Annotated in this window: 15 protein-coding genes and 1 pseudogene; 6 read left to right on the plus strand and 10 right to left on the minus strand. The window is 43.2% G+C overall.

Annotated elements, in window-relative coordinates:
* The 4 genes from OSCI_RS27835 to OSCI_RS29770 form a co-directional block, all read left to right on the plus strand.
* The coding region (locus OSCI_RS27835) for a restriction endonuclease subunit S (protein ID WP_052638529.1) at positions 1 to 1,058 on the plus strand (1,058 nt) is incomplete at its 5' end.
* Positions 1,059 to 1,067: 9 nt separating this feature from the next.
* A complete protein-coding gene (locus OSCI_RS08365) occupies positions 1,068 to 1,760 on the plus strand; it encodes an abortive infection family protein (protein ID WP_007354480.1) in 693 nt (230 codons plus the stop codon).
* A 6-nt stretch (positions 1,761 to 1,766) separates the two neighbouring features.
* Positions 1,767 to 4,646, plus strand: a complete 2,880-nt coding sequence (locus OSCI_RS08370; RefSeq protein ID WP_007354481.1) for a type I restriction endonuclease subunit R — start codon at positions 1,767 to 1,769, stop codon at positions 4,644 to 4,646.
* Positions 4,612 to 4,857: a hypothetical protein gene (locus OSCI_RS29770; RefSeq protein ID WP_148288977.1), complete on the plus strand. Its 246-nt coding sequence runs from the start codon at positions 4,612 to 4,614 to the stop codon at positions 4,855 to 4,857. The genes OSCI_RS08370 and OSCI_RS29770 overlap by 35 nt, the downstream gene beginning before the upstream one ends.
* Positions 4,858 to 4,882: 25 nt before the next feature.
* Here OSCI_RS29770 and OSCI_RS08375 read toward each other — a convergent pair whose 3' ends face one another.
* From OSCI_RS08375 to OSCI_RS08390, 4 genes are read right to left on the minus strand one after another with little or no spacing between them, the layout of a single operon-like run.
* Positions 4,883 to 5,152 (minus strand): DUF2283 domain-containing protein, encoded by a 270-nt coding sequence (locus OSCI_RS08375; RefSeq protein WP_007354482.1) that lies wholly within the window; start codon positions 5,150 to 5,152, stop codon positions 4,883 to 4,885.
* Positions 5,149 to 5,424 (minus strand): DUF4258 domain-containing protein, encoded by a 276-nt coding sequence (locus OSCI_RS08380; protein ID WP_007354483.1) that lies wholly within the window; start codon positions 5,422 to 5,424, stop codon positions 5,149 to 5,151. The genes OSCI_RS08375 and OSCI_RS08380 overlap by 4 nt, the downstream gene beginning before the upstream one ends.
* A gap of 51 nt (positions 5,425 to 5,475) precedes the next feature.
* Positions 5,476 to 5,889 (minus strand): hypothetical protein, encoded by a 414-nt coding sequence (locus OSCI_RS08385; RefSeq protein ID WP_007354484.1) that lies wholly within the window; start codon positions 5,887 to 5,889, stop codon positions 5,476 to 5,478.
* Positions 5,886 to 6,467 (minus strand): ParA family protein, encoded by a 582-nt coding sequence (locus OSCI_RS08390; protein WP_007354485.1) that lies wholly within the window; start codon positions 6,465 to 6,467, stop codon positions 5,886 to 5,888. Before OSCI_RS08390 ends, OSCI_RS08385 begins: the two co-directional genes overlap by 4 nt.
* A gap of 1 nt (position 6,468) precedes the next feature.
* Between OSCI_RS08390 and OSCI_RS08395 the strand changes: the two genes are divergently transcribed.
* Positions 6,469 to 6,693 carry a hypothetical protein gene (locus tag OSCI_RS08395; protein ID WP_007354486.1) on the plus strand — a complete coding sequence of 75 codons (225 nt, stop codon included), beginning with the start codon at positions 6,469 to 6,471 and terminating at the stop codon, positions 6,691 to 6,693.
* 84 nt (positions 6,694 to 6,777) lie between these two features.
* On the opposite strand, the gene OSCI_RS08400 is transcribed toward OSCI_RS08395, so the two are convergent.
* From OSCI_RS08400 to OSCI_RS08410, 4 genes and pseudogenes are all read right to left on the minus strand, one after another.
* Complete coding sequence (locus OSCI_RS08400; protein ID WP_007354487.1) at positions 6,778 to 9,948, minus strand: DEAD/DEAH box helicase; 3,171 nt, start codon at positions 9,946 to 9,948, stop codon at positions 6,778 to 6,780.
* Complete coding sequence (locus tag OSCI_RS08405) at positions 9,945 to 10,730, minus strand: hypothetical protein (RefSeq protein WP_007354488.1); 786 nt, start codon at positions 10,728 to 10,730, stop codon at positions 9,945 to 9,947. The genes OSCI_RS08400 and OSCI_RS08405 overlap by 4 nt, the downstream gene beginning before the upstream one ends.
* A 382-nt stretch (positions 10,731 to 11,112) precedes the next feature.
* Entirely contained in the window at positions 11,113 to 11,241 is a 129-nt protein-coding gene (locus tag OSCI_RS31905; RefSeq protein ID WP_007354490.1) for a hypothetical protein, read from the minus strand.
* A gap of 105 nt (positions 11,242 to 11,346) precedes the next feature.
* Positions 11,347 to 11,583 (minus strand): annotated as a pseudogene (locus OSCI_RS08410) (tyrosine-type recombinase/integrase); the annotation flags it as partial.
* Between the two features lie 261 nt (positions 11,584 to 11,844).
* Between OSCI_RS08410 and OSCI_RS29775 the strand changes: the two are divergent.
* Positions 11,845 to 11,988: a hypothetical protein gene (locus OSCI_RS29775; protein WP_155523445.1), complete on the plus strand. Its 144-nt coding sequence runs from the start codon at positions 11,845 to 11,847 to the stop codon at positions 11,986 to 11,988.
* 247 nt (positions 11,989 to 12,235) lie between these two features.
* Here the strand turns inward: OSCI_RS29775 and OSCI_RS08420 are convergent, their stop codons facing one another.
* Positions 12,236 to 15,469 carry a plasmid replication protein, CyRepA1 family gene (locus tag OSCI_RS08420; RefSeq protein ID WP_007354492.1) on the minus strand — a complete coding sequence of 1,078 codons (3,234 nt, stop codon included), beginning with the start codon at positions 15,467 to 15,469 and terminating at the stop codon, positions 12,236 to 12,238.
* Positions 15,470 to 15,700: a hypothetical protein gene (locus OSCI_RS08425; RefSeq protein WP_007354493.1), complete on the minus strand. Its 231-nt coding sequence runs from the start codon at positions 15,698 to 15,700 to the stop codon at positions 15,470 to 15,472.
* Positions 15,701 to 16,324: the final 624 nt, after the last annotated feature.

Genomic DNA, 16,324 nt, shown 5'->3' on the forward strand with positions numbered 1-16,324 from the left:
CTGTAACTGGCAGAGAATTAGGAAATAAAAGAGTTTATTGGGTTCATCCAAACGCATTTGTTGTCAATATTGTTTTTGCTTGGGAGCAAGCTGTCGCTCTGACAAGTAGTGATGAAAATGGGTTTATTGCTTCTCATCGTTTTTTGATGTTTTTACCTAAACAAAATAGGGCTAGTCTTAAATTTGTAATACTTTTCTTTTTAAGAGAACGTGGAAAATACTTACTTGAATTAGCATCTCCAGGGGGAGCAGGGAGAAATAAGACACTAGGACAGCAGAATTTTGCTGGGTTAGAAATTACTCTTCCAAAGATCGCTGAACAAGAAAAGATTGCTAGTTTTTTGGGGGCTGTCGATCGCCGTCTAGCCCAACTCCGCCGCAAACAGGAACTCTTACAAACCTACAAACGCGGCGTAATGCACAAAATCTTTTCTCTAGAGATTCGGTTTAAGGGGGCGATCGGATCTGAGTTTCCTGATTGGGAAGAAAAAAGACTTGATGAACTGGGTGAATTCAAAAATGGTTTTAACGCAGATAAATCATCATTTGGAGATGGAGTGGAATTTGTAAACTTAATGGATATATTTGGGAAAAGCGAAATCAAAAAAATACCTCTTGAACGAGTGCAGATAAGCTCAAAGCAAGTAGAACAATACAAAATCAAAAAAGGAGATGTTTTATTTGTTCGCTCATCAGTAAAAAGAGAGGGAGTCGGTCAGCCGTGTCTTGTAAATGATGACTTTGAGGATACTGTTTATAGCGGTTTTATTATTAGATTTAGAGAGAAATCCTCAGAGTTATGTCATTTATATAAAAAATATTGTTTTTCATCATTAGAATTTAGAAAAGAATTGCTTTCTTTGGCTACCTCTAGCGCAAATACAAATATCAACCAAGAATCATTGTCAGCAATCATACTATTTTACCCTTGCAAAAAAGAACAAGAAAAAATTACTGGTTTTTTAACAGCAATGGATCGCAAAATCGAAACCCTCTCTCGCCAAATCGACCAAACCGAACAATTCAAGAAAGGTTTACTACAAAAAATGTTTGTGTAATGAGGTGTTATGGAGAGTTTAGAAGCGTTAGTGAAAAGACATATCAAAGAATTCCCCGACTTTCAATACTATGGTGCATTTGCCGAATTTATTAGCGCAATTGAAAACTATCACCAAGATTTACATACAGGTGTAAGCTTAGATTGCTGTAATTCACTTCTACAGAGCATTTGTAAAACTATCATTACGCAAATTGACCCAAGTATAGAAGGGAAAAGTTTAAATAAAGGTGCGAAAAGCGAAACTAATAATCTTATCTGTGAGGCAGCCAAGTTACTTCAAAAAAATGATGATGTATACGAGAGGGATTTTATTAGTAAACTCTCACAGATAGGAAAACATATTAATGAATTAAGAAATGCGAGAGGTGATTTATCTCACGGAAAACATATACCCAAAGAACTGCTTAACGATCAAGATTTATCGCGGCTACTGAGAGAAATAACAGAAAGCCTATCCCGTTATCTCATATCTTCGTTTATCAGTTTTGAATTGGAAAAGAAGTCAAAAGAAGATATTAAAATCGAAGAAGACCGAATTAGATATGAAGAAAGTCCAGAATTCAATGAATTTCTAGACGAAGAATATCCCTTAGACGGAAAACTACTTTATAGCCAAGCACTGTATACTCTTTACTATGAAGATTACGAGATCCGGCTACAAGTTTTCCTTGATGAACAAGCAATGTTAAATGAAGAGTAGGTCGCCATGACGGAATCTGAAGCGCAACTAGAGCAAAAACTGATCGAGCGTCTGACGGGGCTAGGCTACCAACCCGTCAACATCAGCAGTGCAGCAGAATTCAATGCCAACCTCAAAGCCCAACTTGAAAAACATAACCACATCAAACTCAGCGACACAGAGTTTAAGAGCATTCTCAACCACCTTGACAAGGGTAACGTATTTGACCGAGCCAAGCGACTCCGCGACAAAATGGAACTCAGCCGCGACGATGGCACTACCTTTTACCTGGAATTCCTCAACACAGAACATTGGTGTCAAAACCAATATCAAGTTACGAACCAGATTACCCAGCAAGGCAAGTACAAAAACCGCTACGATGTAACCCTGCTGATTAACGGCTTGCCCCTCGTCCAAATCGAACTGAAACGCCGAGGACTGGAACTTAAGGAAGCCTTCAACCAAATCAACCGCTACCAACGCCATTCCTACGGAGCAGACAATGGACTGTTTCAATATGTCCAAATTTTCGTCATCTCCAACGGTGTCAATACCCGTTACTACGCCAACAACCGTAAACAAGAATTTAAACAAACCTTCTACTGGGCAGACCAAGACAATAACCTGATTACCCAACTGGAAGACTTCGCGGATAGCTTTCTGGAGAAATGCCACGTCTCCAAGATGATCTGTAAATACATTGTCCTGCACGAATCCGACAAAGTGCTGATGGTGCTGCGTCCCTATCAATACTACGCCGTCGAAGCCATCATTGAGCGTGTCAAAAACACCAACAAAAATGGCTATATCTGGCATACCACTGGATCGGGCAAAACCCTCACCAGTTTCAAAGCTGCCCAAATCCTTACGCAACTACCCAAAGTCCATAAAGTTCTGTTCGTAGTTGATCGTGCTGACCTCGACTACCAAACTAGCAGAGAGTTTAATTATTTCAGCCCCGACTGCGTAGACACTACTGACAACACTCGACAATTAGTAGAACAAATGGCTGGGGATAACCCCCTCATTGTCACCACTATCCAGAAACTCAACCGAGCGATCAAGTCCCAACGTCATGAAGTCGCAATGGAAAGCTTGAAAGATAAGCGCATTGTGTTCATCTTTGACGAATGCCACCGTTCTCAATTTGGCGAAACCCATAAAAATATCGTCAAATTCTTTCCCCAAGCACAAATGTTTGGCTTTACAGGGACTCCTATCTTTGCCGATAACGCCGCTAGCAACGAACACGGTAAACGTACTACCAAAGACCTATTCCAGGAATGTCTGCATAAATATGTGATTACCAATGCGATCGCGGATGAAAACGTGCTTAAATTTTCCGTCGAGTATTGGGGAAAAATCAAACGCAAAGACGGTACGCTGATCACAGAGCCAAAATTAGACCGAGAATTCTTTGAAAATCCCGACCGAATTTCTCTAATTGTCGATTGGATTATTGCCAACCATAACCGTAAAACCCACGGTAGAAAATTCTCGGCGATGCTCTGCGCCAGCAGTGTAGACACCCTAATTACCTATTACGACACGTTCAAAAACAAACAAAAACAGGGATTACATGACCTACGAGTGATCACAATTTTTACCCCTGGCTATAACGAAGAAGACCAAGACGCAAACGGCTTAATTGGAGAACCTGATTTTAATATCAGCGCAGATATAAGCAACCGTAGCCATAGCCGCGACAAACTGAATCAATTTATCGCGGAGTATAACCAGATGTACCAAACCCAACATTCCGCCAAAGATAGTCAGGCTTTCTATGCCTACTATAAAGATATCGCCAAGCGGATGAAAGACCGCGATCGAGAAAACTTTCAGGATCAGGAACGCGCCGATATTCTGTTAGTCGTCAATATGTTTCTCACGGGCTTTGATGTCAAAAAGCTCAATACACTTTACGTTGACAAAAATCTGAAGTATCACGGATTAATTCAAGCATACTCCCGCACTAATCGCATTTTGGGCGAACTTAAATCTCAAGGGAATATCGTCTCTTTCCGTAACCTCAAAGAGAATACTGATCAAGCCGTTGCCCTCTTTTCAGACACCAACGCAAGCGAAGAAATTTTCATTCAACCCTACGAATACTACATTGAAAAATTTAATGACGGGGTGCAAGAACTGAGAGCGATCGCCACTATCCCTAACGATGTCAATAAGCTTATTAGTGAAGATGACCAAGTTAAGTTCGTTAAAGCCTTTCGTAATCTTATTCGTTTGCAGAATGTAAGTAAATCATTCACTGAATTTAGTTTTTCTGACTTAAATCTGGATGAACAAACCTTTGAAGATTATAAAAGCAAATATCTGGACATCTATGATAAAACGCGATCTAAACCCGATGACGAGAAAGAGTCTTTAGTTGAGGAAGTCGATTTTGAACTGGAACTGATCCAGCGAGACGAAATCAATGTCGCCTATATTCTCAAGCTGCTGGCTAACCTTCAGCGCGAGCTGCAAACAGATGTCACTTCAGAAGAGTACCAGAGCCAAAAAGCCTGTATCCTTGAACTCATTGGTAAGGAAGCCCAATTACGAAGTAAACGGGATCTGCTGGAGAAATTTATCGAAGAGCGGCTACCCACCCTTGAACCCGAAGAAAAAGTGGAAACTGTCTTTCAAGACTTCTGGACTCAAGAACGTATCGAAGCAATTCAGCAACTCTGTATAGAGGAAAATCTCAAGGTCGAAGCTGTTAATCAAATGATTGCCGACTATAAATTTTCAGGGAAAGAGCCATTAAGAGAAACTGTGCTGAGTGCTTGTAACGAAAAACCAAAATTATTAGAGCGTAAAAAAATCTTTGCGCGAGTTGTATCAAAATTACTCGACATCATTAACAAATTTGATGACGCTCTTGGTGAGCTTGGGGAGGAAGAATAAAACAGTTCTCAAAGCAGGCGATCGTCAAATCAGTCACCTAACCATGCCGATAATACCGAAACGGAAAGGGCGAGATCAGTTCTATGGGGAACTCAAGAAGCCGACCATGATTGCAGTCACTCCCACCGATCGCCCATCGCCATTACCAGAAACAATTAGTACCCTTTGCAAGTGGCACGGCATCACAGCCACACGAACAACGATAACTTAGATCAAGGTTTTGGTAAAAAAGCAACTCAAACAGGTAGCGGGGTTTTAGAAAAGAAATCCCGAAAAGCAATCTTTTGTTCTTCTGTCAGATAGGATTCCGATGCTTCCGCCAGATTGAAAAACTCATCAGGCGTTCTGTATTTAAAATTTAAGATTTCTACTCCTACTACCTGGTTATTTTTATCGAAGTCCCAGACTATACCAGGGGGACTTTCTTCGGAGTCTGCGATTTCACCCTCCGATAGGGTGAAATAGGCTGCATCCGCCTCTGGATCGTGTTTTAATTCAATTTTCATAATAGACCTCGCTTGTGCTTGCTTGTTGCATTTCTATCAAAATGTGCTGTAACAATTTTCCAAGGCTCTACAGTGAAATTGTAAACTACCCGTAAAATACGATCATCCTTTTCAGGTATAACTCCATAAGCAGCCCGAAGCTCCGGATCTTTATCATCTGGTTTTGTTTTGATGGGGGACTGGAGAACTTGCTCGATCCATTCCAATTGGATATTACGTTTGCTCACTTGTTCGGATGCATGCTCAGTTAGCTGGTAACGGAAGTTTTCCATGTTAATGTACTCAACTTTTACAGTCCTCAGTCTTACCTATAAACCCTCGCTCTAATCCGAATTACCAGATTTTCGGATATTCGATAATCTAGCTATTAGGCTATCCGGTTCCGCCCCTTGCTCGAACAGCACCCACACCTCTAGCAACTCCTGCACCAGTTCTGAGAAGTCTAACTTTACCTCCTCTTCTGCCAAATCCAGGAGCCGCCTCTTAACTTGCAGGTGCGTTTTCTTGCGAATGTAGGCGATCGCCGCCTCATACTCTGGATCTGATTTTTTCCCTTTAGGTCGTCCCCTCGTTTTAGGCGGAGGTAACAGTCCAGGGTCAGGCGTGAGCTCAGCAACTATCCGCTCTTTTGCAGGTTCCGCCCTCTGTACCTCAAGAAGAGGTTGCGGGTCAGCAGATTTTCCATCCTCAGAGGCTACATCGAAGATGCGGCGAAAGGCATTTTCTTTTTTGGTCACAACAGTTCGCTCCCTAGCCGTTTGTAGTCCCGCCAAGCCGTTGCTGCATTGCGATCTTTCACGTCCCGCACTAAGCAACCCTGTAGCGCTGCGGTTTCATAGCAAGCAAAGCGGCGAATTCCAATCTCAAACAGAGGCAAACCCAGTTCAAGTAAAGCCTCCCTCGCTTTCTCCCCTGTTTTTCTGGGGGCTGGTGGCACAACGGTCAGTAGGATTCTAAACTTCGTAACGTCAAACTTCTTAAGCACTCCAATGGTTTGAAAGAGAGCATCGAGGGAAAGAGCGTCTGGAGTCGTTGGCAGGATCAACAGATCGCCCCTCACCAAATTCTGCAAGTCTTCTTCACTAGGCCGCGCCTGGGTATCAATAACGATGTGTTCGGGTTTGCTTGAGCTCAAACGGTAGGGCGCTTGCCGCTCGTCAACCACTTCAAAGGGCAACTGCCCTCGCTTGGCCCATCCCGTCGCGCTGCGGTTGGGGTCGCCGTCAATTAGAATTGCATCGCCCGATTCCGCCAGGTAAGCTGCCAGGTGGACGGCCGTCGTCGTCTTTCCCACGCCTCCCTTAAAGGATGCCACTGTGTATATTGCGATGAGGCTCACCTCCCTCGAAAATCAATTTCTAGCAGATTACCATAATTCTGAACATCTACTAATCCGCTTATCCGTTAATCCGCATAACTGGTTATGCGAATTAACGGATATCCAATTATTCAATAAACGCAGAGCGCAGCGATCGCGGCTTCGGGTTTTACCTTTGGAGGGAGAGTGTTTGAGTCATTTTTGGGGCGATTTTGAGTGGTGAAGGAGTTAATGCCGAATGGGTTGGGTAAGATGGCGAGGTTAAGAGGTGCGATCAATCATTTTTATTTTCAAGCAACTGAAGTCTCTATTCTTTCCCTTCAATAATTTTCCAAACTTTATAATAATCTTGCCCTGCTTCTCCAATGGCTTGAGTCCAAACCGTAGGTTTTACTTGCGCTAACTCACTTCTTAACCTTGATAAAGGTAAACCTGGATTTAACATCCGTTCCCCAAGTTCTCCAGCTAGAGGTTGAGCAGCTTGTCTGGGTACATTAAGAAGTCGTAGAGTAATCGCCTCATCAGAATTAACACCATAAAACACACGAGCAGGTAGATTGCGTAGAGTTTGTTGATCCCTTTCTGAAAGCTGCTCAAACTCTTCTTCTTTGAATGTCAAAGTTTGCAGAGCTGCTAAACCCCAGGATGCTGCCGGAATAAGATTTTTGAATAGACTCTTACAGCAATTAGTCATAGCATCTGTAAATTCAATATTTCTACCTTTAGCAGTCGAAAAATAATTCTGTGCTATATCTTTCAGGCTTAAGCCGTTCACCCAATCAGAAATTATATCTGCTAGGAAGTTTTTACTTATTCTTGCTCCGCCTATTACTTGCTCAAGGTTTTGATTCAATTCCGGTATATCTTGAAGAATTTCTAGTAATTTCTTTAAGGAGGGACTACCGCTTACAAATAAACTATCTGCATCCCAAACCTCTTGATTGATACGTTCGTCATGCAATCGGCTGAGAGTTATGCTAACACTTTCCCAGGAAAAACCAGTATTATCTACTAGACTTAACGGACGATTAGAAATGCGTTCTGCATAGCCTCGTACACCATTGACTAGGGAGTTTGCTATTTGTGGATGTTTTCGCCGGAGAGCCTGAAAGCCTAGAGTTCCTCTTAAAACCTGCTCAACCTCAGTAACAAAACGTTCATGATTACCAATTTGTCGATAAGTATGAGCAAGGTATTGCAAGAAAGAAGACCACTCAGGCTGCTTATACAAAAGGTGTAGTTCCAATTGTCCCCACTGCTTAATAGCTTTTTGTACCATGCTCACAAGCGTTGAGCTTAAAGATTCCACTTTTTGATTCACAAATTCTGTTAATTTATCAGCTTTTTCCTGATTATTTGCTGCTAGAGCAATGATTCCTACACTTGATTGGTTTACACGCCCAGCACGGCCAGCCAAATTCCAAAAATCTTCGGCTGGCATATTTTTACCGTAGGGATACTGGTGGCTTGCTAATACAACATTAGATACTGGAAAGTTAACTCCTTGGGCAATAGTAGTTGTTGTGACAAGCACTTGAATGCTACCTTTCTCAAATAGCCACTCTATTAGAGTTCTAGCCTCGTCTGAAAGACCGGAGTGATGAACACCTACACCATATTGTAATAAATTTATAAGGGGAAATTCAGGACTAAATTCTTCTTGAAGGAACCGCTGTACTAACTGAATATCTTCAGATTCTTGTGAAGAAGAATTGGCTTCTTTCGTGAAATGACTAGCCAATTTCCAAGTGTCAGGTATTGTTTTTGCAAGAATGATAACTGATCCCCGCTTTTTCAGAAGTTGCGCGGTAGCAGCAGCAAGCTTATTAGGGCTTTTTGATACATCTGACCATTTTAAGCCAAGTATTCTTTCATCTTCTAACGTAATAGTTTCGGCAATGTCTATAGTTTGCCTATTAGTGTGTATCGTTTTTAATTCTATAGTAAAATTTTTAGATTTAGGAGCACTCCTTTTGGCTGTACTCAAAACAATGGCTCGATCATTTGGCAACCAATCCAAGCCTAATTCAATTTGATTATAGCTATCAGGAGACAGCCAACGGGCAATTTCATCGGCATTATCAATAAATGGAGTTAGAAGAAGAAATTGTGCATAACGGCACTCTCGATTAATTGTAGCTAATAGCAATTCTAATTTGAGACCGCGCTGTTCTTGGGATAAATTATGGGCTTCATCCACGACCACAAGAGTCAGAGGTCTTCCAATCTTCTCTTCCCATCCCCCACGTAACATTAAATCGAACTTTTCAGGAGTTGAAACCAGTATGCGAAAGCGACTTTCTTGGTTAGTATCTTTTAGAATATTTGCTTCTAGACTATCTATTTCTAAAGCAGGACTAACGCGCTCTACGTTAATTTCTAATGGAGTAAAATCATCTCTTAAACGTTTACATATCTGATTAACTAAAGCACGAGTCGGGGCTAGGTAAGCAACCCATCCTTGTTCTCGGTCAAATTGGTTAAGAGCTTGTAAAATACGGAATTGAGCAATAAAAGTCTTGCCACTAGAAGTAGGAAGATTTACAACCACGGCTCGATGACTAGAACCTAATAGTCCTGCTTCCCGTAAAGCTCGGCGTTGGGGAGGCAGCATTTCAAAGATTGGTTGATGTTGGTTTGTTACTACCTGTTCGACAAAACGGGTAACTCGGCTATTTACTGCTCGTGTGACTGTCCAAATGCTGTTCTTAACTAACTGGTTTGCTGTTTCAATAAGAAGACGTGTTAAATTTTCTAGTTCAATCAGTTCAGCTTTTGCACAAGCACTTAATACCCGATCAAAATGAGATTCTAACTGCTGACGAATATCGAAGTACCCCTCTACTGCTCCCTGCGTTAAGAAAATTGATAAGATCTCCGCTGCTTTAGATAGATGATAGAGGGCAACTAGCTCCCAAGCAGCAGTACGGGCATTAGTTGCCTGGGTTTCCAGATAGTCTGCTTCAAATCTTTGTTGAGCCGCTCGTAATGCTACAATCTGCTCTTGTACACGATCGAGGTCATTCCAGCCATCCTTACGGATCAGACGCAACCAAGCATCAAAGATAGTTGCCTGTACTCTTTCCCCCCAAGAATCAGAATTTATAGGTAGTTCCGGCCACGAATTTTCTTTCAGCAACCGGGCAGCATCTGCTCCTCGATCGCCTAGTATGCCTAAGCAGGCTACACGCAGTAACCATTTTGCAGCATCCATTGAAGAAGATGGTACCTTTAGTACACGCAGTAATTCAAAAGCTTTCTTGCTAACATTCCGTAAATTTTGTGAATTGTCTTCGTCATTTAGTAAGTCGAACACTGCTAATTCAACAGCTTCAGCAGTAAAGCGCAAATCCGATTCATCGTTTGTATCAAGCGGCAGATTTAATGCCTGCTTGAGCAAGCGTTTTGATGCTTCTGTACTTGCAGACTCTAGAAGCTCATTGCCAATAGCATCTAATATCCAGGAATCTTGTGTCATCCTGTACCTCCAGTGGCAGTCTGCGGCCATTCGTCTATTGGACGAGGACAATACCAAGCTGTTAATTCTACTCGCATTGGTTCAGCTACCTTGTTTGCTAAAGCCTGAGCACGGTTTTTGAGATCACGCTCGTCAGGGTTAGTGTCACGCATTAACAAACCACACAACACCAAGGCACGTCCTCTAGATTTAATATATTGTTTAGTCGCTGCTTGGTATAGTTCCAGGAATTCAGATTGCTGACAACGTGGACGTAGCCACTTCAGTAGACTCTGGTGAAGCTCACGGTTAGTAGCTAAGTCTTCAAGCTGATGTATCATCCCAGTACCTCCTTTCATTACACCTGGCGGTGTTTGTGTATCGTTAGAAGTTTTTACTTCCCCAAAAAGTAGAAATACATCATTCTCTTCAACCCAGAATCCTATTAAGTCGGCTCCTGGGAGACTAGCTTTAGGAGTACGTTTGTCTCTTGCTGTATTCCAAGGCAACCTTACACCATTTATATCCGCTAGCAAGCATTCTGCTAGTGCTTCACCTATTGCCCACGATTCTGGCTCTTGCTCCGAAGCCAACAATTGCTCCAAATATCCAACTTCCATCTCAGTGGTAGCCAATGCTTGTAATTCTGCAACGCAAGGGTTTTCTTCATCCATCAAGCGACTATAAACTTTTCCCTGCAAGTAAGTATCAAATTCACCCCTATCTATGATTCTTTTACCATGCCAGTTTACAGGGGGCTGTATGTTTGAAAAACAAGAATTAGTTTGCAAATTAGGTGGCATACCTTTCTATATATGAAATGAGATTGAATTGTGCTTGCATTTTCCCCACCAGCCTACTTACTAAGCCTCTGTGTCTCTGAGCCCACCATACCGGCATCACAGGCTAATACGATTTTTTGGATGCGATCGCACTTTCTAGATCGCAATCTACCCCTTCACCTTTTTACGCAACCGCCCATAAATCACATCCAACCACACCGGCACAACAAACTTACCCTCAGCCAAAGCTGCTACTACCTTCTTCTCATCGGACTCTACCAGCTTGGCCGCTCCTTCCTAAGACTCCTTGATAAAACTTAACCGCTTTGGCTTCCCGATAGCTCAAAACCCCCGGATACTCCTCCTTAAGCGTTTTCAACACTTCCCGCACCTCCTTCAACCTCTACGGCGCTTGCCGATATCCCCAAACATCGAACCACCGCGAAAAACGTCCGACAATAGTCTTGTCCGGGGGCTTTTCCACTTTTAACTCATTCAAATTACAGAGCGATCGCCTACGGTAGGCTCTCACAGGATATTTTGTCCTTGCTCCAGATGGATTTGCGCGATCGTGCTTGAGCGGAGAGAAAAGTGCAGAAGTCCGCGTTTTTGCTGTGGAGGTGAACTAGGCTATGTGCTAACCGTTGGCGTTTTGTTTTTGAGTGGTGGTTGATTCAGCCTCCGGTACATCGTGATAAGACAGTTCTCCGATGTGACTGTGACTAAGCATCGAAAGGGAAGCGATCGCGCCTCTTACCTGTTCGGGTTTAACTTCTAAGTACCGCTGCAACTGTTCTAAGTTGCGATGGCCGCTGATTTCCTGAATCACCCTCAAGGGAATCCCAGCGTTACTCATCTGAGTTAATGAGGTGCGGCTTTTGAGCCTCTGCTACAATTCCTTGAATTGGGAGTGCAGAGTTTGCTGTTAAATTGTTAAATTGGTATTAAGTGTACCGGGACAGGAAAAAACCTCAAAATTAACTTTTTGGGTCTGAGTTTTCATGATTTTTTTTGCATTATTTTGCAAATTTATGCAAGGTAGGAAGCTGGGGGAAAAGCAGAGAAAGATGGTAGCAAGCAATGTTTTTGTGATCACAAAAGTTACCTTCAAGGCGCATCAATCTGACTCCCTCCGTTGGAAACAGAAGGTAGCAAAGGCAATGTTCAGCGATATATTTATACCGCAAAAGGAATCAACCGCTTGCTGATTGCTGTGCAGCGATCGAGGCGATCGCGTAGAGGATGGCTGCTATATATCAATCAGTTTTTAGTTTTTTGATTTTTGTTTCATTGACAGACAACAACCACACCCGCTATCTGCCTGATTGATTCAGAATCCTTTAGGATTTGTTCAAACCCAAATGCAGCAGCACGGCTGTGAGTTTTCAGCCAAAAAAGTTTTGAGCTTCGGCCTTGGGTGCGCTTGATCGCCGAGCTATCCTCTGCCAGCTCCCATACGGCGGCCTCACAGAGGGTTGATTGTGGCTCTGCTAGGAAAGCGATCGCTAACAACTGAGGTGATAAGTCTAACCTAGACTTTCAACTGCTAACCGCTGCTCAGCACTCAGACTTTCTAGCGCCTCTGCTACGGGTAAGTATCCGTATCGGTTGAGAATGTGATGTAGACAGGTTTTTGCTGACTCCACCATCCCCTCAGCGACCCATAACGCCACCTCCGCAACTTCACGGGCCACCTCCGCAACTTCACAAGCCACGCCCCAAACTTTTTCTACAGGGTGAGTCTGATTCTCTGTCACAGCTTCGGCTGTATTTTGTATATTTATGGGGGGAGCTGTGACAACCTCCACATCAAGAGGAGAGGGTGATTCAGCCATTTTCGCAGAGGCGATTTTTTCAGCCAATTTTTGACAGACTAGAGGGTAAAGCTCATCCCAGTTTTCGGGTCTGCTAGAGTTCTCACCAGCCTCTACAAAACGATATTGCCAAACTCGCTTATCCCCCTCCCTAACCTGAGAGGCCTTCAGCTTAACCCCGATAAATTTAAGTAAGCGGTTGAGATATTGCATGGGTGAGCTTTTGCCGGGATGTCCAAGTAGGGCGGCTGCTGACTTGGTTTTACAAATCCTCACCAGTTCCTTGACTTCAGGGGATTTATCCGTCCAGACCTTTGAAGGGTCAAGGAATTGATTAATCCCCAATTTTGAGAGAAGTTTTAGTTTGAGCCATTGGTTGTTCAGGTCAGGCAAGAAAGTTCTAAACTCACGGTTCCATTTTTGCCGTTGTAGCAGTTCAGCATCAATAGGGTTTTCAAGTTTCCAGTTGGCATAGAGCTGATTGAGCAAATCTCTGTCAGTGAAGCGGATACGGTAAACAAACTCCCAAGTCCAAAGCTCAGTATTTTCAATGCCTGGTAGCCGCGCTAAAAGGCGATATTTGATGGCTTTGCAGCAATCCTCCCATTCAGCATTGCTTCCCTCAATTTCTAAGTATTTTTCTAGGGTGATAAATTCAGAATTGAAAATCTGCTTTGCTTCTTCTTCTTTAGAAAGCTTTTTAGCATCAGCAAAGCTCATTCCCTCATCGTAAATGGCATCAGGATTAAGCAAATCCGAGAAACTAATTCGATTAACTTCATAGCCACCATCCTCAAAAGATTTAAGTAGAAACCGCCGTAAGTTACGCGCTTCAACTGCATCTTTGCCCTTAATTTTCGCCCAAGCTTCTAGGTGTGGGGAATCAATTTGAGCCTTGATTGCTTCTTTGATTGCGGCTGTATTTTCTTCAGGAGAAAGTGCTTTCATTTCAGCCGTTACCCGCTCTTCAATGTCTTTGATTAGCTGACCTGAAAAGGGATTAGAATCATTATTGCTGGCAAATTTACGCTCAGCACAGCAGATCACAATCCTTTCTGGATGCCTTACCCGGCGAGACATTTGGAGGCATTCATCAACGCCAATGACCCCGCGAAAAATGCAGAAAACATCAGAGAAATAATTCCCAATCTCCAAATTATCAATCTTTTCTTTGATTGAAATATCGAGACCGCTTTCAGCAGTTGGGGTAAAGATGATAAATTCTGGCTTGTGCTTTCTGATGTACTCATCAGGATTAGCTAGAAATTCCTTAGCCCATTTCTTAGTAGCTGTTTTGCTGCTTAATAAAATGCCTTTTTTGCCTTGAGCCGTCAACTTTTTGTAAAGGGCTTCGGCATCATTGAGGGAATCTGTGGCAATTGCGGGGCAATCAGCATCCATGATTGCCCTTGCTAGCCATTCAAATTCTGCCTTGGCAATCCGATATCTGCCTTTGGGAAGCTCAAGGAAGGTTACGGGCGGCGTATCGCCCTTAAATTCATTTTCAATTTTCACCGATGGCATCTTGAAGATTTCTTCCAAATATTGAATATCTGAATCTTTGAGATTACCATCAAGCGCGATTACCCCCCCAACGGTAGGGCCAATCTTTTCTAGATAATCGAGAATTTCAAGCCTTTTCTCTTTGCAAGTGCTACTGGTGAGCAGATGCTTGATACTGCTTGAAGCTTCATCCAAAATAATATGTGCCCCCTCGAAAATTTCAGGGGGAAGCTTCAGCAGGGAATCCCAACACAGGCTGATCCGAGCGTTAGGATCTTCAAAAAAACGGCGGCCATCATGCTCATCTAGGTGATAGCTACCAATCTTTTGAGCCTGCTGTAGCAGTAAGCTGTTACGGTAGCCGATGTTGATTTGCTTCCCTGGTTGCGTTGCAACCTTATCAGCCAACAATTGAGTTTTTCCGGTGGCTAGGCCCGATTTGGGAGCTATAATTTTGCCGGGTTCAGGGGCTTCTATGTCGAGGTAGCGCTGGTTTACTTTTTTCTCAGGAGAGAAGCCCTTGTAGCAAAAACGCCACAGGCGCTCATCCTGCAATTGTTTGAGGGATTCAGCGGCGGCTAGGACTTGGGCAACGTCGCCACCAGCAACTGCAAAATCATCAATTCCTTTCTGCGGGCCTGGGAGTCTGGCAATTTTGACTGTGGACTGTTTGAAGAGTTTGCCAAGGATAGCCGCGTTGACCCATTCGGGGGACTTGAAATAATCACCGGGGCGGTAGTCGAAACAAATCGTAACATCACGACCATCATCGAAGGGTAATAAATCTGGGTGCAATTCCCGTGCGATCGCTTTGCCTTTAAAATCTCTGTCTGTAACCCGCCATCCCATTGAGATACCAGGGAGGGCGATCGCCGCGTAACCCAAAGTCAGTAGGCATCCTGCTTTTTTCTCACCTTCTGTCGGTTTTACAGGAACTCGATTTTTAAGCACCCATTCCCAAAAACCCAGAGCCGAACCTTCTTGTGTAACCTCTATGTAACTAGGCATGGCGATACCATACTGCGCCGCAACTTTCTCCCAGATGTGAAGCGGTACTTTGAGGAATGCGATCGGGGCTTTACCCCCTTCAGGGTTGCGGTACTTTACGACTTTCCATTTTCCGTTTTTGCCATTCTCAGGTTTGAGTAAGGGCCCTTGTAAAATCTTGACGCGACCGTTGCAGATCCAGCCGTGTGACAGTGGAGTGTTGTCAAAGTCTACGCAGCGTTCCCAAAGTCTCAGGTACTTGGCGTTGAGGCGGCCCGCGTTGAGGCGCTGCGGGTGGGGATAGAGAAATTCAAATAAGTCTGCGCCAGCGATCTCCTGTACGTTGAGGTTAATGATTGCATCGTCAACGCCAGAGTCTAACCAATCTTGGCGGTAGTCAGTGCGATCGCTGCTCTGATAGACGGGCGAGTTGGGGAGTGTCAGAGTGGGGTGCATTTATTTTGCCCCCCCAAATTTCAATCGGAGTGTACCGCCATCGCCATATTTTTGAAGGAAATCAAACAATTGATGCGGTGCTACTTCAAAGATTTGCTCAGTAGGTTCTGCAAATCTGTTTTCGTTTTTTAGATTGCAATTACTTGAGTCGGTGTGAGGATAGTGTGGTGATGACACAATAGGTTGTGCCTTACCACATATACTACCTAACTCATTTTTTGAAAATTCCATCGGTGTTCCTTTGTAAGGGTTAACACCGCTTTTGCAGGGGTCTGTTGTTTAAAGTTGTCAAAATAGGGACTGCAATCACAAAAAGTCTGATTGAGTTGACTATTGACACCGTTTTTGTTACATTTACATAACAAATATTTTCTTTTTGACCCGTTCTGCAAAACCGGGTGTAATTGCTGAATTGATGCACTCAATTCGGCAAATTTAATTTCTGGGTAGTTTTCTCGATTGTCGCTTCGTTTTCATAGATTTTCCCTCAATTAAATATTTTTCGAGTATTCTCTCACAAAAAGCGCTCGCTTAGTAGCGATTATTTATCCTTTGGTGAGTGTTTATTGGTGAGGCGGTTTTTTATCAATCGCCTCACTTAATTGCTTTCCGATCCAAAAACTGATACTTTGCATATTAAAAAGTGTCCGAAGTATTGTTTTAATAGTAATCTATTTTTCCGTTTTGCGATCGCCACTAGCGATCTTTTTTTGGGATTAAGTTTGAGTTGGTCAAGTCACAATCATAAACCTTTAAGGCTTGCCTCACGAGCGCATAGCACGAGAATAAACCCGATACTGAATACTGGTTTCATAAACCTTTGATGCTCTTAAGGGGTTGAGCGCATAGAACGAG

It is taken from the genome of Kamptonema sp. PCC 6506, assembly GCF_000180455.1.
GTDB classification, from domain to species: domain Bacteria; phylum Cyanobacteriota; class Cyanobacteriia; order Cyanobacteriales; family Microcoleaceae; genus Kamptonema; species Kamptonema formosum.

Excerpts from the sequence above, each read along its gene's own strand:
- OSCI_RS08365 (WP_007354480.1), top strand. The coding sequence starts at position 1,068 with ATGGAGAGTTTAGAAGCGTTAGTGAAAAGACATATCAAAGAATTCCCC.
- OSCI_RS08380 (WP_007354483.1), bottom strand. The coding sequence starts at position 5,424 with ATGGAAAACTTCCGTTACCAGCTAACTGAGCATGCATCCGAACAAGTG.
- OSCI_RS08420 (WP_007354492.1), bottom strand. The coding sequence starts at position 15,469 with ATGCACCCCACTCTGACACTCCCCAACTCGCCCGTCTATCAGAGCAGC.
- OSCI_RS29770 (WP_148288977.1), top strand. The coding sequence starts at position 4,612 with ATGACGCTCTTGGTGAGCTTGGGGAGGAAGAATAAAACAGTTCTCAAA.
- OSCI_RS08370 (WP_007354481.1), top strand. The coding sequence starts at position 1,767 with ATGACGGAATCTGAAGCGCAACTAGAGCAAAAACTGATCGAGCGTCTG.
- OSCI_RS08375 (WP_007354482.1), bottom strand. The coding sequence starts at position 5,152 with ATGAAAATTGAATTAAAACACGATCCAGAGGCGGATGCAGCCTATTTC.
- OSCI_RS08400 (WP_007354487.1), bottom strand. The coding sequence starts at position 9,948 with ATGACACAAGATTCCTGGATATTAGATGCTATTGGCAATGAGCTTCTA.
- OSCI_RS08425 (WP_007354493.1), bottom strand. The coding sequence starts at position 15,700 with ATGGAATTTTCAAAAAATGAGTTAGGTAGTATATGTGGTAAGGCACAA.
- OSCI_RS08405 (WP_007354488.1), bottom strand. The coding sequence starts at position 10,730 with ATGCCACCTAATTTGCAAACTAATTCTTGTTTTTCAAACATACAGCCC.